Source organism: Paraglaciecola sp., assembly GCF_039943935.1.
Lineage (GTDB): Bacteria > Pseudomonadota > Gammaproteobacteria > Enterobacterales > Alteromonadaceae > Paraglaciecola.
In genome coordinates this window covers 178,668-199,619 of the sequence record NZ_JBDUZQ010000024.1, presented here as the reverse complement: position 1 = coordinate 199,619, position 20,952 = coordinate 178,668, and the positions used below count along the sequence as shown (strand labels likewise).

General features: G+C 38.6%; 18 protein-coding genes and 1 tRNA gene. 7 read left to right on the top strand and 12 right to left on the bottom strand.

Annotation, left to right across the window (positions count from 1 at the left end):
• Positions 1–8: 8 nt before the first annotated feature.
• Complete coding sequence (gene accC, locus ABJD71_RS17415) at positions 9–1,358, top strand: acetyl-CoA carboxylase biotin carboxylase subunit (protein ID WP_348172467.1); 1,350 nt, start codon at positions 9–11, stop codon at positions 1,356–1,358.
• Positions 1,359–1,428: 70 nt separating this feature from the next.
• Here the strand turns inward: accC and ABJD71_RS17410 are convergent, their stop codons facing one another.
• Positions 1,429–2,739: a PAS domain-containing methyl-accepting chemotaxis protein gene (locus tag ABJD71_RS17410; RefSeq protein WP_348172464.1), complete on the bottom strand. Its 1,311-nt coding sequence runs from the start codon at positions 2,737–2,739 to the stop codon at positions 1,429–1,431.
• Between the two features lie 162 nt (positions 2,740–2,901).
• Between ABJD71_RS17410 and prmA the strand changes: the two genes are divergently transcribed.
• Positions 2,902–3,783, top strand: coding sequence for a 50S ribosomal protein L11 methyltransferase (gene prmA, locus ABJD71_RS17405; protein WP_348172461.1), 882 nt, complete (start codon positions 2,902–2,904; stop codon positions 3,781–3,783).
• 50 nt (positions 3,784–3,833) lie between these two features.
• On the opposite strand, the gene ABJD71_RS17400 is transcribed toward prmA, so the two are convergent.
• The 5 genes from ABJD71_RS17400 to trxA all read right to left on the bottom strand — a co-directional run bounded on the left by ABJD71_RS17400 (position 3,834) and on the right by trxA (position 7,716).
• Positions 3,834–3,909, bottom strand: a tRNA-Thr gene (locus ABJD71_RS17400).
• Positions 3,910–4,036: 127 nt separating this feature from the next.
• Complete coding sequence (locus ABJD71_RS17395; RefSeq protein WP_348172458.1) at positions 4,037–5,185, bottom strand: 5-(carboxyamino)imidazole ribonucleotide synthase; 1,149 nt, start codon at positions 5,183–5,185, stop codon at positions 4,037–4,039.
• A gap of 18 nt (positions 5,186–5,203) precedes the next feature.
• Positions 5,204–5,701, bottom strand: a complete 498-nt coding sequence (purE, locus tag ABJD71_RS17390; protein ID WP_348172455.1) for a 5-(carboxyamino)imidazole ribonucleotide mutase — start codon at positions 5,699–5,701, stop codon at positions 5,204–5,206.
• Positions 5,702–5,816: 115 nt separating this feature from the next.
• Positions 5,817–7,082 (bottom strand): transcription termination factor Rho, encoded by a 1,266-nt coding sequence (gene rho, locus ABJD71_RS17385; RefSeq protein ID WP_348172452.1) that lies wholly within the window; start codon positions 7,080–7,082, stop codon positions 5,817–5,819.
• A gap of 307 nt (positions 7,083–7,389) precedes the next feature.
• The gene (gene trxA, locus ABJD71_RS17380; protein WP_348172449.1) at positions 7,390–7,716 is read right to left on the bottom strand and encodes a thioredoxin TrxA; all 327 of its coding nucleotides are present in this window, start codon (positions 7,714–7,716) and stop codon (positions 7,390–7,392) included.
• Between the two features lie 105 nt (positions 7,717–7,821).
• On the opposite strand from trxA, the gene rhlB reads away from it, so the two are divergent.
• The 5 genes from rhlB to ABJD71_RS17355 all read left to right on the top strand — a co-directional run bounded on the left by rhlB (position 7,822) and on the right by ABJD71_RS17355 (position 15,653).
• Positions 7,822–9,084, top strand: coding sequence for an ATP-dependent RNA helicase RhlB (gene rhlB / locus ABJD71_RS17375; RefSeq protein WP_348172446.1), 1,263 nt, complete (start codon positions 7,822–7,824; stop codon positions 9,082–9,084).
• Positions 9,081–10,598, top strand: coding sequence for a guanosine-5'-triphosphate,3'-diphosphate pyrophosphatase (locus ABJD71_RS17370; protein WP_348172443.1), 1,518 nt, complete (start codon positions 9,081–9,083; stop codon positions 10,596–10,598). Before rhlB ends, ABJD71_RS17370 begins: the two co-directional genes overlap by 4 nt.
• 86 nt (positions 10,599–10,684) lie before the next feature.
• Entirely contained in the window at positions 10,685–12,562 is a 1,878-nt protein-coding gene (locus tag ABJD71_RS17365; RefSeq protein ID WP_348172440.1) for a diguanylate cyclase, read from the top strand.
• Positions 12,563–12,681: 119 nt separating this feature from the next.
• Positions 12,682–13,821 (top strand): FIST C-terminal domain-containing protein, encoded by a 1,140-nt coding sequence (locus ABJD71_RS17360; protein WP_348172437.1) that lies wholly within the window; start codon positions 12,682–12,684, stop codon positions 13,819–13,821.
• A 5-nt stretch (positions 13,822–13,826) separates the two neighbouring features.
• On the top strand, positions 13,827–15,653 hold the full coding sequence (locus ABJD71_RS17355; RefSeq protein ID WP_348172434.1) for a bifunctional diguanylate cyclase/phosphodiesterase: 1,827 nt from the start codon (positions 13,827–13,829) through the stop codon (positions 15,651–15,653).
• Between the two features lie 80 nt (positions 15,654–15,733).
• Here the strand turns inward: ABJD71_RS17355 and hemB are convergent, their stop codons facing one another.
• The 6 genes from hemB to tatA all read right to left on the bottom strand — a co-directional run bounded on the left by hemB (position 15,734) and on the right by tatA (position 20,834).
• Complete coding sequence (hemB, locus tag ABJD71_RS17350; protein WP_348172431.1) at positions 15,734–16,729, bottom strand: porphobilinogen synthase; 996 nt, start codon at positions 16,727–16,729, stop codon at positions 15,734–15,736.
• A 21-nt stretch (positions 16,730–16,750) separates the two neighbouring features.
• Positions 16,751–18,634, bottom strand: a complete 1,884-nt coding sequence (locus ABJD71_RS17345) for a diguanylate cyclase (RefSeq protein ID WP_348172428.1) — start codon at positions 18,632–18,634, stop codon at positions 16,751–16,753.
• Positions 18,624–19,436, bottom strand: coding sequence for a TatD family hydrolase (locus ABJD71_RS17340; RefSeq protein WP_348172426.1), 813 nt, complete (start codon positions 19,434–19,436; stop codon positions 18,624–18,626). The genes ABJD71_RS17345 and ABJD71_RS17340 overlap by 11 nt, the downstream gene beginning before the upstream one ends.
• Positions 19,437–19,528: 92 nt before the next feature.
• Positions 19,529–20,272, bottom strand: a complete 744-nt coding sequence (tatC, locus tag ABJD71_RS17335) for a twin-arginine translocase subunit TatC (RefSeq protein ID WP_348172423.1) — start codon at positions 20,270–20,272, stop codon at positions 19,529–19,531.
• A 5-nt stretch (positions 20,273–20,277) separates the two neighbouring features.
• Positions 20,278–20,577 carry a Sec-independent protein translocase protein TatB gene (gene tatB, locus ABJD71_RS17330; protein ID WP_348172420.1) on the bottom strand — a complete coding sequence of 100 codons (300 nt, stop codon included), beginning with the start codon at positions 20,575–20,577 and terminating at the stop codon, positions 20,278–20,280.
• Complete coding sequence (gene tatA / locus ABJD71_RS17325) at positions 20,577–20,834, bottom strand: twin-arginine translocase TatA/TatE family subunit (protein WP_348172417.1); 258 nt, start codon at positions 20,832–20,834, stop codon at positions 20,577–20,579. The genes tatB and tatA overlap by 1 nt, the downstream gene beginning before the upstream one ends.
• Positions 20,835–20,952: the final 118 nt, after the last annotated feature.

The window sequence follows — 20,952 nt, the reverse complement described above, 5'->3', positions numbered from 1 at the left end:
TAATGACGATGTTAAATAAAGTCCTTATTGCAAACCGTGGTGAAATCGCTTTGCGAATTCTACGTGCATGTAAAGAGTTGGGCATTAAAACTGTCGCAGTTCATTCAACCGCTGATGAGTCTCTAAAGCACGTACTGTTAGCCGATGAAACCATATGCATTGGTAAAGCATCTGCAACCGAAAGTTATTTAAATATTCCCCGTATAATCGCTGCTGCTGAAGTGACTGATGCAGAAGCCATTCACCCTGGTTATGGATTTCTTGCTGAGAATGCAGACTTTGCTGAAGCGGTTGAAAGAAGCGGCTTTATATTTATTGGTCCTAAAGCCGACACCATTAATTTAATGGGTGACAAAGTGTCTGCAATTAAATCAATGAAGGCAGCAGGTGTGCCATGTGTGCCAGGTTCTGATGGCCCTCTGGGAACCAACGATGTTCGCAATAAAGAGCTTGCTCAAGGCATTGGTTACCCGATTATTGTTAAGGCCGCAGGCGGTGGTGGCGGCCGTGGTATGCGTGTAGTTCGTAATGAAGCAGAACTTATTTCTTCAATCGAGATGACTAAAAGTGAAGCTGGTGCAGCGTTTAATAATGATGTTGTGTACATGGAAAAATTTCTTGAAAACCCACGCCATGTAGAAATTCAAGTCTTAGCTGATGGTCAGGGTAGCGCTATTCATTTAGGTGAGCGAGATTGCTCAATGCAACGCCGCCATCAAAAAGTTGTAGAAGAAGCGCCTGCTCCAGGTATTACTCCTGAAATGCGTGCAGCTATAGGTGAAAGGTGTTGCCAAGCTTGTATCGATATTAATTATCGTGGCGCAGGTACGTTCGAGTTCCTTTTTGAGAATGGTGAGTTCTATTTTATTGAAATGAATACTAGAATTCAGGTAGAGCACCCGGTATCTGAAATGATCACAGGTGTAGATTTGATCAAAGAACAATTGCGCGTTGCTTCTGGTCAAAAATTAACTATCACCCAAGATCAAATCGACGTAAAAGGACATGCAATTGAATGCAGGATAAATGCAGAAGACTCTGAAACTTTTATTCCTAGTCCAGGTAAAATTACTAAGTTTCACCCACCGGGTGGACTAGGTATACGTTGGGATTCTCATATTTATGCTGGTTACAGCGTGCCGCCATATTATGATTCTATGATAGGCAAGTTAATCACGTATGGTGAAACTCGTGAAGTGGCTATTGCTAGAATGCGTTTAGCATTAGATGAGTTAGTTATCGGTGGAATAAAAACTAATATCGAGTTGCAAAAGAGCATTATGGCCGATGAACATTTTGCCGCTGGTGGTGCTAACATCCATTATCTTGAGAAAAAATTAGGTATGGGTGGTCACTAATTTAGCTGACATGCTCTAACAAAAAATGGAGCCGAAAGGCTCCATTTTTTGTTACTAAACCCTATTAATACTACTTACTCAATTGCGGCTCTATTATTTTGAGCATTTCTTTGGTGCCACTACTTATTTCCTCAATTGCTTGCCCGGTCTGTTCAACTAAATCAATACCCGCCTTAGAGTTCTGTAATACGCTCTCCATTGACTTTACAGCATCTGATGCGAGAGCGTTGTTTTCTTTAACCACACCATCTATTTCAGCCGTGGATTTACTAGTACGCGCTGCTAATTGACGAACTTCATCGGCTACAACAGCAAAGCCTCTACCCTGCTCTCCTGCTCTCGCAGCTTCGATGGCAGCGTTAAGTGCTAAAAGATTTGTTTGGTCAGCAATTGCCGTAATAGTATTTACAATATCGCTTATTTGGTCAGATTGGTTGCTTAGTGATTGTATTCTCTGCGCTGCAGACCCAAGGCCATTAGAAACTTCAGACATTGCTTTTATTGCATCATTGACAACCCCCAAGCCTTGTTGAGATACGTCATCGGTATTCCTCAAAGACTCATAGGCCGTTTTGGTAGCGCTTGAAGAAGAGAGCACTGTTTCAGTGATGTTTGTTGCGAACTTAACGACTTTAATAACCTTGTTATCTGAATCAAACATAGGGTTATATGTTGCTTCTAGCCATAGAGGCTGGTTGTGTTTGTCTACTCGTTCAAACTTACCAGATAAGAATTGACCTTGTCTTAGGTTATCCCACATCTCTTTATATTCATTAGATTTAACGTAATCTGAGTTACAAAACATTCTATGATGTTTGCCTATAAGCTCTTCTTCAGTGTAGCCCGTACTTACTAAAAAGTTGTTGTTGCACTTCAGAATATTGCCATTTAAGTCAAATTCGATAACTGCCATTGAACGAGATACAGAATCAACCATGCTTTTTAAATCTCTTAGAGATGTAACTGTATCGGTAACATCAGAAGCAATTTTTATTACTTTTTCTACTTGTTGTAACTCGTTAAATACAGGGCAGTAACTAGCAGCTAACCATATGACTTTTCCAGAATGGGTTATGCGCTCAAACTCTCCATTCTTGGCTTGACCGTTCCCTAATTCTCGCCAGAATTCCTTATATTCATTGCTATTAGAAAGGCTGGGCTTGCAGAACATTTTGTGGTGTTTACCAATGATTTGTTCGAGAGGGTACCCCACAGTATTTGTAAAATTTTCATTTGCTTTAAGTATATGGCCATCAGGTGTGAATTCAATCATAGCCATAGATGTAGAAAATGCCTCTAACACTGAGTTCTGAATGCTTAACTTATCTTCACTTTGTAATAGCTTGTTTTCTAGATCTTTACATCTTTTATTAAATAGCATGAGCTTACCCTCTCAATAGGAATTACATTAACTTAACAAATAGTACGAACTTTCTATATTAAACAATAGTAGTATAAAATAACAACAGCTCATTATTATTTAATCTGGCCTACGCCTAACTGGTGATATACTTAGTATTAAATAATTTTAAAAGCTTTTGACATGCCTTGGATTCAATTAAAAATAAACCATCAAGCTGAATATGCCGAACAAATTGGCGATATGCTGTCTGCCAATGGTGCACAAGCAGTCACTTTTGTAGATGCTAAAGATACCCCTATGTACGAACCAAAGCCTGGAGAAGTACTCCTTTGGCCTGACACTCAGGTTGTAGGCTTGTATGATGCAGAACATGATATGCAGAGAGTTATTGAGCAGCTTGAAAAGTCAAAACTATTAGGGAAAGCATTTAGTCACAGACTTGATCAATTAGAAGATAAAGACTGGGAAAGAGAATGGATGGAAAACTTTCACCCAATGCGGTTTGGTGAGCGATTGTGGATTTGCCCAAGCTGGCGCGATGTCCCAGACCCCTCTGCAGTTAATGTCATGCTAGACCCTGGTCTAGCGTTTGGTACGGGTACCCACCCAACCACTAGCCTATGTTTGAAATGGTTAGATGGATTAGAGCTATCCCAATCAAGCGTTGTAGATTTTGGTTGTGGTTCAGGAATATTAGGGATTGCCGCTTTAAAGTTAGGTGCACAAAGAGTAGTCGGTATCGATATTGACCCACAAGCTTTGATTGCGAGTCAAGATAACGCAAGTCGCAACCAAGTAGGTGAGAAAATAGAGCTGTATCTACCTGAAAACCAACCAAAGCTTTTAGCTGACGTGGTATTGGCAAACATTTTAGCTGGGCCTCTTAGAGAGCTTAGAGAAGTTATTACCGCTTACTGTAAACCTGGTGGAAAACTAGTGCTGTCAGGTATTTTAGATAGCCAGGCTCAAGAGATTAACGATTTGTACAGAGAAGACTTTGATATGGAGCCTATTGCTATAGATGGCGAGTGGGCAAGAGTATCTGGAAAACGAAAATTATAAATGTTCGTAACTTACTACAAGCCAGTTTGAGGATGATATAGAAGAGAAAGTGGTGCCGACTACCGGAGTCGAACTGGTGACCTACTGATTACAAGTCAGTTGCTCTACCAACTGAGCTAAGTCGGCACTGTTTTCTTTACTAAGTGACGCTACTTTAAGGTTGTTGGTATAGCTGTTTTAAGCAGCTAAGCCTCAAAGCGAGCGCCATTCTATTCATAATTGAGTTGATGTCAAACAATTAAAACGAATAGTTTTATATTGAGCCTATTTTTAACAATCTTTTCGCTTCATCTTTTAACATTGGGAAGTTTTCAACGGGCACATATTCACTTAGAGCTAACATAGATTTACCAAGTTGCTGGTAATTGTCAGCACATAAATTGAAGTGACCCATTTTACGTTTTTCTCTAGGGGTTTTGCCGTACCAGTGTATATGGCACCCAGCAATGCTTAGCATATCTTTAGTAAAGCTATTACAACCAATGATATTTATCATTGCGGTGGTTGAAGTCACTTTGGTTGACCCTAGTGGTAAGCCCCTCACTGCTCGAACGTGATTCTCAAATTGACAAGTATCTGCGCCATGCATACTCCAATGCCCTGAGTTATGCACTCTTGGCGCTATTTCATTTACTAATAACTGATCGCCAAGTTGAAAGAACTCAACGGCTAATACACCTACATAGTTAAGGGATTCTGCTAGTTTATTGAATATAGTTTGAGCTTGGAGGGTTAGTTTTTGGCTTACATTAGGTGCAGGCGCAACAGATACATGCAACTGTCCTTGGTAATGGAGATTTTCTGCTAATGGGTAATAGCTAATATCTCCGTTAGCATTTCTAACTGCTACAAGTGAAAGCTCACGATCAAAATCCAGCATTTTTTCAACAACTAAAGGCACTTGATGAAGATCTAATTTAGCGAGTTGTTCTGTTAGTTTTGGTAGGTCTGATTTGTGTTGTAAGCGCCATTGGCCATATCCATCGTAACCATCTCGGCTGGCTTTAATGATCAACTTATCACCTAAGGTCTCTACTGCTACTTCAAGTTGTTCTACTTCGGTGACTATGCTGAACGGGCAGTTCGCAATATCGAGTTTTTCTAATAGGCTTTTCTCTCGAACTCTATCTGCACCAGTAAGAATTGCCTCAATACTGGGTTTGAGTTTACCACTGCTATGTACAATTTCGAGTAAATCTTCCGGTATATGTTCGAACTCGACAGTTATCGCATCTACCTCTTCAATAAGCTTTTCAAGAGTATTGTTGATGACCTGTTTGGTGATTGGATCGATGATTTTATTATCTGCCACATCTACGGCTTGCACACTTATTCCAAGTGGGTAAGCAGATAGCGCCATCATTCTAGCAAGCTGGCCAGAGCCAAGAACCAATATACTCATGCTGTGTTCTCTCTAGGTTTATTTTTCTACAGGTAAAGTAAGCTCTTCTTGAGCTAATACAGTCGAAGTTTGTTCCGACCTAAACGCTTTTATTGCTTCAGCTACTTTTTTGTTTTGTAGAGCTATGACTTGCGCCGCTAACAAACCTGCATTTGCGGCACCAGCCTCACCAATTGCTAAAGTACCAACAGCTACTCCTTTTGGCATTTGTACAATGGATAAAAGCGAGTCAATACCATTAAGTTGGCTAGAGCGTACAGGTACCCCAAACACAGGTAAATGGGTGTGTGCTGCTATCATTCCTGGTAAATGTGCAGCGCCACCTGCTCCACCAATGATGACTGAAAAGCCCTGTTCTGATGCTTGTTCAGCAAAATCTGTAAGTAGGTTTGGAGTGCGGTGTGCGGAGACAACCTTAGCTGTGTAATCCACACCTAGCTTTTCCAGCATTAATGCTGCTTGTTGCATAGTAGGCCAATCTGATTTAGAACCCATAACAATAGCTACTTTTGACATTTTCATCTCACTTAAATTTGTATCTGTGGTTTAGGAGTGACTGATAGCACTATTTAAAAATCCGCGAACAGTCTCCTGCGCGGATTTTAGATAACTTATTATTTATAAAGTTGGTTTAGCTTTTTTGCCTGCGCATTGCCGTGAAAAATTCATCGTTTGTCTTAGTCATAGACAACTTACCAATTAAAAATTCCATTGCGTCTATTTCAGACATTTCATGTACGATTTTACGCAATATCCACATTTTTTGTAATTCGTCTTGTGTAGTTAACAATTCTTCACGACGAGTACCTGAACGGTTGTAATCAATTGCTGGGAATACGCGTTTCTCCGCAATTTTACGGTTCAGGTGTAACTCCATGTTACCGGTACCTTTGAATTCTTCGTAGATTACTTCATCCATTTTTGAACCAGTATCGATTAATGCTGTAGCAATAATGGTTAAACTACCGCCTTCTTCAATATTACGAGCTGCTCCGAAAAAACGTTTGGGTTTATGCAGTGCGTTGGCATCTACACCACCGGTTAATACCTTTCCTGAAGATGGTATTACTGTGTTATAAGCACGAGCTAGGCGAGTAATGGAATCTAATAAAATAACCACGTCTTTTTTGTGTTCTACCAAGCGTTTAGCTTTTTCAATTACCATCTCTGCAACTTGGACATGACGACTAGCAGGCTCATCAAACGTAGAAGCGACAACTTCACCTCTGACTAACCGTTGCATTTCAGTTACTTCTTCAGGACGCTCGTCAATAAGTAATACCATTAATAAACATTCTGGGTGATTGGCTGCAATAGATTGCGCTATATTTTGCAGTAACAGTGTTTTGCCCGCTTTGGGCGGCGCAACGATTAAGCCACGTTGCCCACGGCCTATAGGTGAGGCTAAATCAAGTACCCTGGCGGTAATATCTTCACTACTGCCATTGCCTCGTTCCATTGTTAAACGCTCATTGGCATGTAACGGAGTAAGGTTTTCAAATAAAATCTTGTTACGAGAACTTTCTGGACGGTCAAAGTTAACTTCGTTAATTTTTAGTAAGGCAAAATAACGTTCACTATCTTTAGGCGGTCGAATTTTACCAGAGATAGTATCACCGGTACGTAAATTAAATCGTCTTATCTGACTTGGTGATACATATATATCATCGGGTCCTGCCAAATATGAAGAATCATTTGAACGTAAGAATCCAAAGCCGTCTTGAAGTATCTCTAATACTCCGTTACCGAAAATATCTTCGCCACTTTTTGCGTGAGATTTAAGTATAGAGAAGATAATGTCTTGTTTACGAGCACGAGCCATGTTTTCTAGCTTCATTTCTTCTGCTAGTTTTACAAGCTCACTGATCGTTTTGTTCTTAAGTTCAGTTAAATTCATATTGGTGGGTCTTTATGATAACAGCTTGTTTAAAGCTAATTGTGTTGAGTGAGTCAAAGGTTTTTACTTTTTTATGTCTCTGATTTGAGCGAAGTAATTGGTCTGTTCAGCTGTGAACACTTCAAAAGTTAGCACCAAATTTTCACTTAGTCTAGCAAATTGTATGAATAATAACGCTTTAAATTGTATTCTGTCGCTTATTCACTCGGTAATTTAGTTGTTTGGTATCAATATCAGGTAATGGTTAGAAAAAAGCTCAATAAACATTGAGCTTTAAAATCTATCTAATTACTTATCTTTGCAAACATTAGATGTTGTCGTTTAAAAACTCTAAAAGTTGAGTTTTAGACAGCGCACCTACTTTAGTTGCGGCAACACTGCCACCTTTGAAAAGCAATAATGTTGGGATGCCTCTGATACCATATTTAGGTGGAGTTTCGTTATTTTCATCGACATTCAGCTTGCCAACTGTTACTTTGCCGTCAAATTCGTCAGCAATTTCATGCAGAATTGGCGCAATCATTTTACATGGGCCACACCATTCTGCCCAAAAATCAACTAAAACAGGACCCGCAGCATTGATAACATCGGCCTCGAAACTATCGTCAGATAATTGGATAATTTTGTCGCTCATTTTTTTCTCCGTAATTTTTTCTCTGTCGCTGATTTATAAAGCAGCGTGGTTATGATTGTTATATAGAAACTAGTTTTTAATGCAAGCAATGATAAGCTATAAGCTATGCAAACAACACATTTAACCGATACACATTTTTCAGACTTGCCGATTAATCCGCAGGTTATAAAAGCACTTTCAGCTGCTAACTTTAACCAATGCACACCAATTCAGGCTTTGAGTTTACCTCCACTGCTTGAAGGCAATGATATTGCTGGTCAGGCACAAACTGGAACAGGTAAAACCATTGCTTTTTTGGTTGCTACTTTTCATTATCTGCTGTCTAACCCCCAAGATTCAAAACGTCAGCCTAGGGCTATTATTATGGCTCCGACTCGTGAGCTGGCGGTGCAAATATTTAATGACGCAGAATTGCTTAGCCAGCACACAGGCTTAAGCCTTGGTCTTATTTATGGGGGTGAAGGTTACCAAAGTCAACGGGAAAAGCTTCAAGAAGGTGTAGATATTATTATCGGCACCACCGGCCGTATTATTGATTACTACAAGCAGAATATTTTTTCTTTGGAAGGAATTCAGGTGGCCGTGTTGGATGAGGCCGACAGAATGTTCGACTTAGGCTTTATTAAAGATATCCGCTATCTTTTCAACAGAATGCCAAAACCAACAAAACGTTTAAGCATGCTATTTTCAGCGACTTTATCATATCGAGTACAAGAATTAGCCTACGAGCATATGGATAATCCTACTCATGTTCAGATTGAGCCAGAAAGAAAAACCGCCGAGCGCGTGAAAGAGGAATTGTTTTATCCTTCAGATGAAGACAAACCCTATCTATTATTAACTTTAATGGAAGAAGAGTGGCCAGAAAAAGCCATTGTTTTTGCAAATACTAAGCATAGTTGTGAAAGAGTGTCTGATTGGTTGCAAGCCGATGACCATAGGGTTGGTTTGTTGAGTGGTGATGTTCCTCAAAATAAACGTCTTAAAATATTGGAAAACTTTACATCAGGCAATATAGATATTTTAGTAGCAACAGATGTTGCTGCTAGAGGGTTACATATTTCATCTGTTAGTCATGTTTTTAATTATGATCTGCCAGACGACGCTGAAGATTATGTGCATCGTATTGGTCGTACTGGTCGAGCAGGGCAAAGTGGTACTTCAATTAGCTTTGCCTGTGAAAAGTATTCTCTTAACCTTCCGGCTATTGAAGAATATGTGCAACATTCAATCCCAGTCACAGAATACAACCCCAATGATTTGATTAGAGATGTTGCACCCCCCAAACCTCGTTTCAAAAAACGGATGCAAAGCGGTCGAAACTCCCCCAAAAGACATTCAGGTCCAAAAAATAAGAAGCCTAGATGAGTAACAACACCGAAGCCATTGCGCCTTTTACACAACCAGAACAGTTATATGCAGCCGTAGATTTAGGCTCAAACAGTTTTCATATGGTGATTGTGCGCGTATCGGCTGGAAGTGTGCAGATCATTGGTAAAGTAAAACAAAAAGTAAGGCTGGCTGCGGGTTTAGATGACAACATGCAGCTTGACCAGGATAGTTTGAAACGAGGGTGGAAGTGCTTAGAAATGTTTGCTGAGCGCCTGCAAGATATCCCTCTGGCTAATATAAAAATTGTCGGCACAGCAACCTTACGGCTAGCAACTAATGCTGATGTGTTTATAAAAAAAGCGCAAGAAATTCTGCATCACAGGCTAGACGTTATAGATGGTAAAGAAGAGGCAAGGCAGATTTATTTAGGTGTTGCTTATACCTCAGCCAACCAAGGAAATACTTTAGTTATTGATATTGGCGGTGCGAGTACAGAAGTTATAGTTGGGAATGATATGACTCCTATTCACCTTGAGAGTCTCAATATTGGTTGCGTTACGTTTAAAGAGCGTTATTTTTCTGACGGTGGGATTACAACTGCAAATTTTGAGCAAGCTATCGGTGCCGCCAAATTAGAGCTCAAGCCTGTTGTTAATGACTTTATTCATTTTGATTGGCTACAGTGTCTAGGGGCGTCGGGTACTCCACAAGCGATTACTGAAATTTTAGTGACACAAGGGATCAGTGATTCCATTCGTTTAGACTATCTATACAACCTTAAACAACAGTGTATCGATTGTATTTCTATTGATTTGTTGAGTATAGAAGGGTTAACCGAATCTAGAAGAGCTATTTTCCCCAGTGGTTTGGCAATTTTGATTGCTCTGTTTGAAGAGCTAGATATTCAAGAGATGCAAATTTCTGGTGGAGCTCTTCGAGAAGGTCTTATTTATGGCATGCTTGATAACATGCAGCAAAATGATCGAAGACTACAAACGCTACAGCAAAATATTTCTCGTTTTCATATTGAAGCTAGTCATGCAAACAGAGTGAAAAACTTATCTTTAAATCTTTTTAGGCAAGTACAACGCCAAGTAGACTTTGGAAATTTAGACTCCGAAGCCATTTTGATTGCAGCGGCAATGTTGCATGAAACCGGGCTGCACATTGAATACAAGCAACACCATCTACATGGCGCTTACATTCTCAGCTACTTACCTATGGTTGGTTACACAAAACAACAGCAATTAGGTATTAAAACTTTAGTTCAAAATCATAGGCAAGATATTAATCTGAGCTTGTTTGATGCCTATCACCCTGACGTACGTCATGCCTTATTGATTTTACTACGGGTTTTGAGGTTGGCTTGTATATTATCAATTCGTAGAAGAGACAAAATTCTTGCTAAATATGATCTTCAGGTTTCAGATGAAAAGTGGGTGTTAACATTTCCTTTAGGCTGGCTGAAGTCTCACCCTTTGATTGATGCTGAGTTAGCCAATGAAAAATGGCAGCAGCATAAAGTCGGTTGGGTATTAGAATGCCGGTGATAGTATATATAGAAGGCTTAACTTTCTTTATGTAATTTTATAGATTTGGCATTATTTGCCCCGCTACATAGGGATTTTTAGCGTTTATGACTGCTCAGAGGTTAGAAGTAAAGACACTACCATCCAAAGTGTTATCGGTTATTTTATTTTTAATGACTATCGTTCTTTTTTCCACACTTATTTTTCACTTCGGCGTAGCACTTAAGCCTAGCCATGTTTCAGCTAAGGGGGGGGAAGTAACATTCCAGGGTGATTATTTTACAACTAATAAAATGGCTTCTTTATCGGGTGAGTGGACTTTTTTTGAACGTCATTTTATAGAGCCCCAAAATCTTCAAAATCACCTTAGTGATGCTACGTTTATTCAAGGGGAAGGCGGTTGGTCATTAGGTGACTCGTCCAGAGACTCTGTGCTTGGGTACGGTACTTATCACCTTAGAGTTAACTTGCCAGATACAGATTTAAATTTAGCTCTGCAAATTCCTAAAATCGAAACTGCTTATAAGTTATTTTTAGATGATAAGTTAGTTGCTAGTGCCGGTGTGGTTGCAACAACTATGGGCAGTGGGGTTCCAGAGTTTAAGCCAACGACAATTATCATTCCTAAAAGCACAGAGAGCTTCTCTCTGACGATTCAAGTCTCTAACTATCACTCTGCTTGGGGAGGGTTATGGTCACCAATAGTACTTGGAAATACTGACAGCATTTACTCAATTCAGCGAGATTTAGTGGCGTTAAGTCTGTTTATAATTGGTGCGTTAGTAGTGACTACTGCGTTTTACCTGATTCAGTATTATTTTAGGCCAGATGAAAAAGTTCCCTTAGCATTTGTTTGTTTATGCTTAATCTTCTTATTGAGAGAGTTTACTGCTGAACACATGCATTTTGTTTTAGCATTCTTTTCCGTTAGCTATTCTGTAGCTCTAAAGCTCAATTATCTTACGTTTTATCTTGGTGTTCTTAATGTGTTGTATTTTATGCACTTGTGCTTTCCTACAGTTTTCAAAATTAATATCTCTAGGTTTTTTTATTTTATCGGAATTAGCTTCTCGTTATTTATATTATTTAGCCCCGCAAGGTTTATTGGCTATTCATTAATGAGTTATCAGATAATTACTTTATTTGTGATGTTATACATATTTGCAAACATACTGCTCGCAAACGCTTCAAAGCAACCTACGGCTAAAATGATGGCTTTTAGTGCTGCTATATTAGGTCTATTTGCTATTAACGACATTTTGTACGCTAATAATGTTCTAGATACAGGACCATTTTTTAACATAGGTATTGTTGGGTTCATTATTTGCCAGAGTTACGTAATAAATCAGCGCTTTAACAAAGTCATTAGCAACAATGAAGCTTTGTCTGAGCAACTTCAGCAAAGCAATAAGGAGTTACAGCTTCTGGGGGCTGAATTAGAAAACAAAGTTGAAATACGTACTAAACAACTGGAACAGGTTAATTTTGAATTGGATAAGCTCGCTCGCTCAGATAAGTTGACAGGTTTGTTAAATAGACATGGCTTACACCCTTATTTGCAAGGCGCTTTTGATAATTTGAAGCAAAAATTTGAACCTTTTTGCATAGTTTTATACGACTTTGATAATTTTAAGTATATTAACGATACTTATGGTCATGATCTAGGTGACTCCGTATTGATTAATGGAGCGACAATACTAAAAGGAAATATTAGAATACAAGATAAATTAGCTAGATGGGGAGGGGAGGAGTTTTTGGTATATTTACCCGACACTAACTTATCGGAAGCTATGGTTATGGCCGAGAAGTTAAGAGTAGCAATTGAAAACATGCAAATAAATCAAGGCGAGCTTAATATACCTGTCACTATTACTGGTGGTTTAGCTGAACTTCAATTACATGATACATTCGAGGTTTTGTTTAAAAGAGCTGATAACGCGCTATACAAAGGTAAAAAATTAGGGCGGAATTGTGTTCAAAATTAAAGACGCTGCATTTTCTTCATTTTTTGTACTAAGTTTAGTATCTTGTTCTTTTTCGTAACAATATGATTTTTATACATTTGTATTTTGGTAGCAGTCTTGTTTAATAAAGTGGAAAATATATGGGTTGTCTATTTGGCCAATATCAATATTCAGCAATAGTCTCAGGCGAATCGCTACAGTCATTACTTAGTGCCGCTCTATCTAATAGTCCACATGCTCTATTGATATTTTGCTGTGATGAAAGCCTAAAAAATCATACTTTTCTAGATCCTATTTTAACGTCTTTGCAGGTTCCTGTTTTTGGTGGAGTATTTCCGGCTATCATATTAGAAGGTAAGGTGTTCGAAAAAGGAATCATAGTTTTACCTATTATGACCCCCGTTGAAGTAAAAGTGTTTGAGAATTTAAAAAATGCCCCTACAAGCACATTCGACTTAACTAACGAGTTGCCTAATAGCGAATCAGCTATAGTTTTGATAGATGGGCTATCTAGAAATATAGATTTTGCGTTAAATTTAATATTTGAGCATTATGGAAAAAAATTAAAAGTATTTGGTGGTGGTGCAGGATCGTTAAGTTTTGAGCAAAACCCCTGCTTATTTTCTAACCAAGGGCTCTTAACTGATGCGATGCTTGTTGCCTTTATGCAAATTCCTTGGGATTTAGCTGTTGGTCATGGTTGGGAGGTGTTACAAGGGCCTTTTCTGGCTAATGAAGTTGATGATAATAAAATCATTCAGTTGAATTTTCAGCCTGCTTTAGAGGTATATGAAAATGTGATAAAAGACTTTGAAAATAAGCTCTTTGCTGAGCATGACTTTTTCGAGTTGGCTAAAATTTATCCCTTCGGTATTCAACGTTTAGATGATGATATCCTAGTGCGAGATCCTGTCAGTGTGGAGCAAACTAGTCTGCTTTGTGTAGGAAAAGTACCAGAAAATACTATGCTATATATTTTGAAAGGACAAAATAGCAATTTGGTTAAGGCTGCCGTAGATTCAGTGGAAAGTTCAATTACAACAAATTTCAATGGCCAAGGCTTATTGTTTAACTGTGTTAGCCGGCAATTGTTTCTCGAGAATGAATTCGAAAGTGAACTACAAGGCATTGCATCTGCTATGGGTAACTCTGAATTGATAGGGGCCTTAGTATTAGGAGAGGTAGCATCAGGAGAATCAGGAGCTATTCATTTTCACAATAAAACAGCTATCACGGCCACAACTAAAACATTTCCTATTTTAACTAAAGAGTTAGATTAATATTTATGTATTCTGCTGACCGAGCATTACAAATTATATCCATCCAGTACGAGTTGGTGATGAATATCGGCTTAGATCAGCGATTGGAAAACATGCTGAGTAGCTTTATGCAGCGAACGCTACAACGCTTAAGTTTAAGTATGGTTATGTTGGTGGATTTCAATCAGTGTGAATTGACTGACGATCCACAAGGTCATACAGAAGGCACTTCTTATTGCTTCCCTCAAGTGGATGCTGCACATGGTAAGTGGTTAATAAGTGAAGCTAAATCATTTTATTACCGATTAGCAGGTGATCATTACTACATTGGAAAGCAATCACGACATAGTTACTTTCTCACTGTTCCACAATTTGGAGTGCTTATTTTAGAAAGGGAATCTACGCCACTTGATGAAATGATTCTTGCTGCGTTAAAACCCTTACTCGTTAAACTTTCTGCTAGTTGTCAGGCATGTCAGGAGCATCAAAATTTAATTAAGGAAGTTGAGGCTCGAAAACTAGCTGAAACTCAGCTGATTGAACAGTCTATGATTGACCCTCAGTCTGGCCTTGCTAATCGCAAAAAATTTAACTTGAGTCTTCTAAGTGCTTTATCTAGCAGTATTAATAGCAAAGAAATTGGTGCGATTTTTATTTTTGATTTAGACAGGTTTAAAGTCATTAATAATACATTAGGGCACGAGGTGGGTGATGAAGTCATAAATATACTTGGTCAACGTTTACAAGAGTGCATGCGCCCAGGCGATACCTTAGCAAGAATAGGGGGAGATGAATTTGCACTTTTAGTCGTGGACCTTTCTCTAGATGAATCCATTGCATTTGAGAAATCTCAAAAAATAGCAAAGAAGTTAGGCAAGCTCATATCTGCCCCGATTAAAGTGGGTGATAACGTATTTAGTATTTCCAATAGTACAGGTGTTAATTTATTTCCTTTAGATGTTGATAGTTCACTAAGCATGCGCCAACAAGCTGATGTCATTGTGAAAAATGCAGATTTAGCAATGAATTCTGTTAAACAGGCCAATCGCAATGGCTATAACTTTTACAATAAAGAGCTTCAATCTTACTCTCAGAGAAAGGCTCAAATTGAGAATTGCTTACAAACTGCCATTTTTAATAATGAGTTTGAAGTTTACTATCAGCCACTAGTGGCCGTAGATGGAAAAGTACTTGGCGCAGAGGCCTTGTTACGGTGGTCTAATCAAAGTTTAGGGCGGGTAGGCCCTGATGAGTTTATTCCTATTGCTGAAGAATCTGGTTTAATATTAGACATCGGAGCTTGGGTTTTGGAGCAAGTTTGTCAAATATTGAGCTCTATAGCGTCAAATGAAGCCCTCAAATATATTAGCGTTAATGTTAGTCCTCGCCAGTTTATTCATCATAATTTTGCCAATGATTTACTGGGTACACTCAATAAATACGGTATAAATAGTCGTCAAATTAGAGTTGAAGTTACTGAAGGCGTAGTTATCGACAATATCGATTTAACTATTCAAAAAATGAGATACTTGAAAGACAACGGTGTGGTTACTATGCTTGATGACTTTGGTAGTGGCTACTCTTCCTTATCTTATTTACATCAATTGCCATTGCAAACTATCAAGATAGATAAGAGCTTTATTACAGATATTGAGAAAACCAATAGAAACCACGTAATCGTCGATTCAATTATTGATATTTGCGAACATTTTTCTTTGGAGTGTATTGTTGAAGGTGTGGAAAATTGTAATGAGTTCGAGTACTTGGCAACCAAGAATATTACAGCATATCAAGGGTATTATTTTCATCGTCCAATGCCTAAATATGATTTTATTGCTCTTTTGGAGCAATAAAAACTGATAACACTAAGGAGCTTTCGTAAACTTTAGACTGACAAATCCTGTGGCATTGAATTGCTCTCTCGCTTCAATAACTAGCTTTTTAGAATTTGTGCGGCTTGCTTGGCAAAATAAGTCAAAATCCCATCAGCGCCCGCTCGTTTAAATGCCAATAAAGATTCAAGAATTACTTGTTCTTCATTGAGCCAACCATTAGCAAATGCAGCTTTGTGCATCGCATATTCACCGCTAACTTGATATGCAAAGGTCGGCACATTTAGCTCATGTTTACAGCGTCTAACTATGTCTAAATAAGGCATGCCTGGTTTTACCATGACCATGTCGGCTCCTTCATGGATATCTAAGGCTATTTCTCTTAATGCCTCATCGGAATTCGCAGGATCCATTTGGTAGCTTTTTTTATCTCCCCCTTTTATGTTGCTTGCCGAGCCAACTGCATCTCTAAATGGCCCATAATAGCTAGATGCATACTTAGCCGAGTAAGCCATAATACAGGTATGAATAAACCCATGCTTTTCGAGTGCTTTACGAATTTCGCCAATACGTCCATCCATCATATCTGACGGGGCGACTATATCGGCACCAGCTTCAGCGTGTGATAAGGCTTGTTTAACTAGTACTTCAATTGTTTCATCATTAAGAACATAGCCAGTATCGTCAATTAGGCCATCTTGTCCATGAGAAGTGAAAGGATCTAATGCGACATCAGTGATAACAGCAATACCTGGTACACTTTCTTTCAATGCTCGGACCGCTCTTTGAGCTAAGCCTTCTGAGTTGAATGCTTCACTGGCACAAAGGGATTTAGCTTCAGGAGGCGTCACTGGAAATAAAGCAATTCCTTGAATGCCAAGGTCAAGGAGCTCGTGAGCTTCTTTTACCAAAAGGTCAATAGACATCCGCTCTACACCTGGCATAGAAGGCACGGTTTGCTTTTGATTTTTGCCCTCCAATACAAACATCGGATAAATTAAGTCATTAGTTGAAAGTTGATTTTCTGCTACTAAACTGCGAATAGATGCTTGCTTACGTACTCGACGTAAACGGTTTTGAGGAAATTGTTCAAACATGTGTATACCTATATATATTGGCTAAGATAAATAGCAGCCAAGAGTTTGATTGCGGCCAGCATTTTTTGCCTTGTATAACTGTTGATCAGCCACTGCTAGAATGCTTTTTTCATTCACAGTAAAATCTGCTGTCGCACTACCGACACCGGCACTAACTGTTACCTTTACGACGTCATTATTTAATATAATATCGGTATTAAATATCTCTTTACGTATTTTTTCAACTAGAGCTAACGCCCCTTCTAAATCTGTACTGGGTAATATCATTGCAAATTCTTCACCACCATATCGACACACTGTATCACTAGGTCTTTTGAGGGATTGTTTCAAAATATTGGCTACTACTTTAATGCATTCGTCACCCATTAAGTGTCCATGAATATCATTAACACTTTTAAAGTGGTCTATATCTAACATGACTATCGATAGTTTAGTTTGTTCTCGTTTACTTCTTCGTAGCTCTGCTTGGTATTTTTTATCAAAATAACTACGATTCCGTATTCCAGTCAATGCGTCTAGCGTGTTCTTTTTCTCTAGCTCTTGATTTTTTTCCGACAGCTCTCGTAAAGTGATTTCTAACTCTAAAGTGCGCTCTTGTACTTTGTATTCTAACTCTTCTGTAGCCGTTTTTTGCTGTTCGATTACTGCCTGTTCGGTGCTCCTATTTTGCCGTTCTATATCTAACAGGCGGGCTTGTTCACTAAGCTCTGTCTGTTTTTGCTTGTAATAACTGAAAATTAAAATAAGCGCTAAAAATATAGTTTCTAAGGTCGCACCTAGCATTAAATAATGCTCTGGTGACACGCTGAACTTAAATATGTTTAAGCTATCTAGACTAATTGATACCCCTAAAACATATAGCATTGTCCATGCAAGGGTATAATAGTGAGCAATAGCAGAGCCTTTTCTCCACAACAAAATCCCTGTCAAAAATGTAATCAGGCCATTTAACAAGGTCATAAATAGAAGAGCGCTGATATAAATCGGTTGAGGCATTAGAAAGCTAAGGCCTGCCCCAAGTAAAAATATCGAAGCTAAAATTTTTAGTAGTTTACTTAAGTGTAAATTATAGGATTTTACATCAAGTAGTTGGTCACAAAAAATTGTAGAGAAGCATAACAAACATGAAGCGAAAAACACGGCTGCATGTTGTTGAAAGAAAACTGCGTTTGGCCAAATATACCGAAAGGCAAAGCCATGTAAGGTGGTAATGGTGAGTACTAAGCTCACTACATAGCCACTGTAAACTAAAAACGAAACAGCTCTTGTGGCGATAAAAGAAAATAGACTACAGAGCCCCATAGTCACCATCAAACCAATAAAAATACCCATGGTAATTGAGTGAGTGGTTTCATTACTTAAATAGAGCTCTTGAGGCCATAGGTATATTGGCAGCCTCATTGACACAGTTGAAGATGCCCTAATGTAAATGTCTATTGGTTGGTTATGGAGTGGGACTGTAAATACAAAGTTCTCTTGGAGTATAGGTCGTGTATAAAAAGGTTTAGCGTCACCGGCGCTATATTGGCTAATGACAATATTATTTTGCACAAACCATACATTAACTTCATTTAATAAAGGATTATCTATTTCTAACAACCAATTTTTTAATGGGCTTAGTTTAGGCGCTGTAAATTTTAACCAATGCACATCTGTGGAGGCACTTGGCGAGTATATATCTGAGGTATTTGATCGCCAGTCTTGGCTTTCTAAATTGAGTAAGTGAGTGATGCTTTTCTTCTGTGTAGGATCTACCAAATATGAATAGTTATTAACTTGCGCAGAGGCCTTTGTATGATCACTAATAAAGTGATTTGTGATAATGAATATTAATAAACAACAAGCAAGTGTTAGTGCTAGAGCTGCATTTCTAGAAATAGAAAATGCGAATGGGTTAATGCTCATTTTTACACCCTAACTTTATTTTAGTGAACAAATTATGAGTATTGTTGTAGCTGGTCTGCTGTAGCTTTACTTTATCAATATTCATTAGACTAGCTAACTCTGCAGCAATGAAAGGTAAATAGGCAGGTTCGTTATTACCCTTATCTAGTTTACGATTATTCGGTAAGCCTTTAGGGCGTAAATAAGGTGCGTCTGTTTCCAACAATAGATTTTCTAAAGGTAGAAAAGGTACAGCTTCTCTCAGAGTCTGACCTCGCTTAGTGTCACATACCCAACCAGTAACGCCAATGTATAGACCTAAATCTAGATATTGATTCATTTGAGCAAGGTTGCCAGTGAAACAATGAGCAACACCGCCTACTAACATGTGGCGGTATTGCTTCAAAAGTTTTATTTGTGCCTCAAAAGCGTCTCTTTCATGCAAAAAAACAGGTAATCCTAATTCACTAGCTAGCTGCAATTGTTGTTCAAATGCATGGAGCTGCTGTGTGGGGGATGAAAAGTTACGATTAAAATCTAAACCGCATTCCCCTATTGCCACAACGTGCTTTTCCTTGGCTAACTTTTTTAAGATGGTACGCGCTTTATGGGTAAAGTCTTTGGCATGGTGAGGGTGAACACCTGCTGTTGTATACAACGTATTTGGTTGTTTGCTCGCAAGTAATAACGCGTCAGAACTAGCCTGAACACTCGTCCCTGTGATAATTAACTTTTCAATTCCCGCATTAATTGCCCGTTGTATCACTGGCTCTGCATCTAATCTTGAATCGGCTAAGTTGACTCCAATATCAATCCAGCTCATAGGTCATTTAACTCGTTTTACTCTAATACGCCTATTTTTGTTTGGCTTACCCAAGAAAAAGGAATTAAGTGCGCCAGTTGATATTAGCACTTTCATATTTGTTCCTCAGGCGAGTCTTCTTTCTTTTTACGCGTATAAATACTGCCTACAATCACGCCGCATTCAAATAATATCCACATTGGAATAGCGAGGAGTGTTTGTGAGATTATATCTGGTGGCGTGAGTAGCATACCAAGCACAAACACACCAACAATCACATAAGGGCGTTTTTCTCTAAGGGAGTCGGGTGTTGTCATTCCTGTCCAGCACATTAAAACAATGGCTATGGGGATCTCAAAAGATAGTCCAAATGCAAAAAATATCTTCAAAACAAAATTTAAATAGCTGCTTATGTCAGTGTTATTGACTATACCTTCAGGAATTACACTAGTAAAAAAAGCAAACGCTAGAGGAAAAACAACGTAGTAGGCAAAGGCCATCCCTAAATAAAATAATAAAGTGCTCGAAAATAGCAAAGGCGCAATTAACCGTTTTTCATTTTTATATAACCCGGGCGCGATAAACCCCCAAATTTGATATAGCACCATAGGTATGGCAATAAAAAAGGACAACACCATAGTGAGCTTAAATGGTGCGAAAAACGAAGAAGCAACATCTGTTGCAATCATTTGTGCATTGTCGGGCAAAGCTTCTTGTAAAGGGGTGGCAATCCATAAATATAAGTCTTGTGCGAAATATACTAAGCATAGAAAAACAAAGAACACACTTAAAAAAGCCTTTAAAACGCGGCTTCTAAGCTCAATTAGGTGAGTAACCAAGCTATTCTGGTCGGCCATTCTTATTACTCTTTAGAATAGGGTTTTTGTACGGATTTTGCGGCGTCACGTAGTTCGTCTACAGACTTTTGTAACTCCGGAGATAGGTTTTCTAGGCTTTGCTCTTCAGCTTTTTTTAAGTTTTCGTGAAGTTCATGAATTTTAAACTGTTGTTCAACTTCTTGACGAAACCCATTAGCCATACCTTTGATGCTACGCACTGTTTTTAGAGTAGAGCGAATGGCACCGGGAAGCCTTTCGGGGCCCAATACCAATAAGGCAATAACTGCTATGAAGAGTATTTCAAAAAAGCCAATATCAAACATTAATTGTGCTCTTTTTGTTCACTTTTTGTTTGTTGTACAGTGTTGTCAGCTGATTCGTTGGCTTTGTTTTCTACTTTTTCGTTAGCAGCAAAGTCAGCGTCTTTTTCTTTATCTTTGTCGTCATCGCTCATAGCTTTTTTAAAGCCTTTAAGCGCGCCACCTAAATCACCACCCATTCCGCGTAATTTTTTTGTACCAAACAATAACACCACAATTACTAATATAATCACTAACTGTATTGGGCTAATACCAAACATAAATTGACTCCTTAAGACTTATCTCTCTCTATTATACGTAGCTAAATGAAAAGGTCACTGGATTTGATAGCACAAAATGCTTGTTTGGTCATTTAGGCAATATATGAGTACACTGATT

Coding starts and splice junctions, on each gene's coding strand:
- accC (WP_348172467.1), top strand. CDS start 9: ATGTTAAATAAAGTCCTTATTGCAAACCGTGGTGAAATCGCTTTGCGA.
- ABJD71_RS17410 (WP_348172464.1), bottom strand. CDS start 2,739: ATGCTATTTAATAAAAGATGTAAAGATCTAGAAAACAAGCTATTACAA.
- prmA (WP_348172461.1), top strand. CDS start 2,902: ATGCCTTGGATTCAATTAAAAATAAACCATCAAGCTGAATATGCCGAA.
- ABJD71_RS17395 (WP_348172458.1), bottom strand. CDS start 5,185: ATGAGTATATTGGTTCTTGGCTCTGGCCAGCTTGCTAGAATGATGGCG.
- purE (WP_348172455.1), bottom strand. CDS start 5,701: ATGTCAAAAGTAGCTATTGTTATGGGTTCTAAATCAGATTGGCCTACT.
- rho (WP_348172452.1), bottom strand. CDS start 7,082: ATGAATTTAACTGAACTTAAGAACAAAACGATCAGTGAGCTTGTAAAA.
- trxA (WP_348172449.1), bottom strand. CDS start 7,716: ATGAGCGACAAAATTATCCAATTATCTGACGATAGTTTCGAGGCCGAT.
- rhlB (WP_348172446.1), top strand. CDS start 7,822: ATGCAAACAACACATTTAACCGATACACATTTTTCAGACTTGCCGATT.
- ABJD71_RS17370 (WP_348172443.1), top strand. CDS start 9,081: ATGAGTAACAACACCGAAGCCATTGCGCCTTTTACACAACCAGAACAG.
- ABJD71_RS17365 (WP_348172440.1), top strand. CDS start 10,685: ATGACTGCTCAGAGGTTAGAAGTAAAGACACTACCATCCAAAGTGTTA.
- ABJD71_RS17360 (WP_348172437.1), top strand. CDS start 12,682: ATGGGTTGTCTATTTGGCCAATATCAATATTCAGCAATAGTCTCAGGC.
- ABJD71_RS17355 (WP_348172434.1), top strand. CDS start 13,827: ATGTATTCTGCTGACCGAGCATTACAAATTATATCCATCCAGTACGAG.
- hemB (WP_348172431.1), bottom strand. CDS start 16,729: ATGTTTGAACAATTTCCTCAAAACCGTTTACGTCGAGTACGTAAGCAA.
- ABJD71_RS17345 (WP_348172428.1), bottom strand. CDS start 18,634: ATGAGCATTAACCCATTCGCATTTTCTATTTCTAGAAATGCAGCTCTA.
- ABJD71_RS17340 (WP_348172426.1), bottom strand. CDS start 19,436: ATGAGCTGGATTGATATTGGAGTCAACTTAGCCGATTCAAGATTAGAT.
- tatC (WP_348172423.1), bottom strand. CDS start 20,272: ATGGCCGACCAGAATAGCTTGGTTACTCACCTAATTGAGCTTAGAAGC.
- tatB (WP_348172420.1), bottom strand. CDS start 20,577: ATGTTTGATATTGGCTTTTTTGAAATACTCTTCATAGCAGTTATTGCC.
- tatA (WP_348172417.1), bottom strand. CDS start 20,834: ATGTTTGGTATTAGCCCAATACAGTTAGTGATTATATTAGTAATTGTG.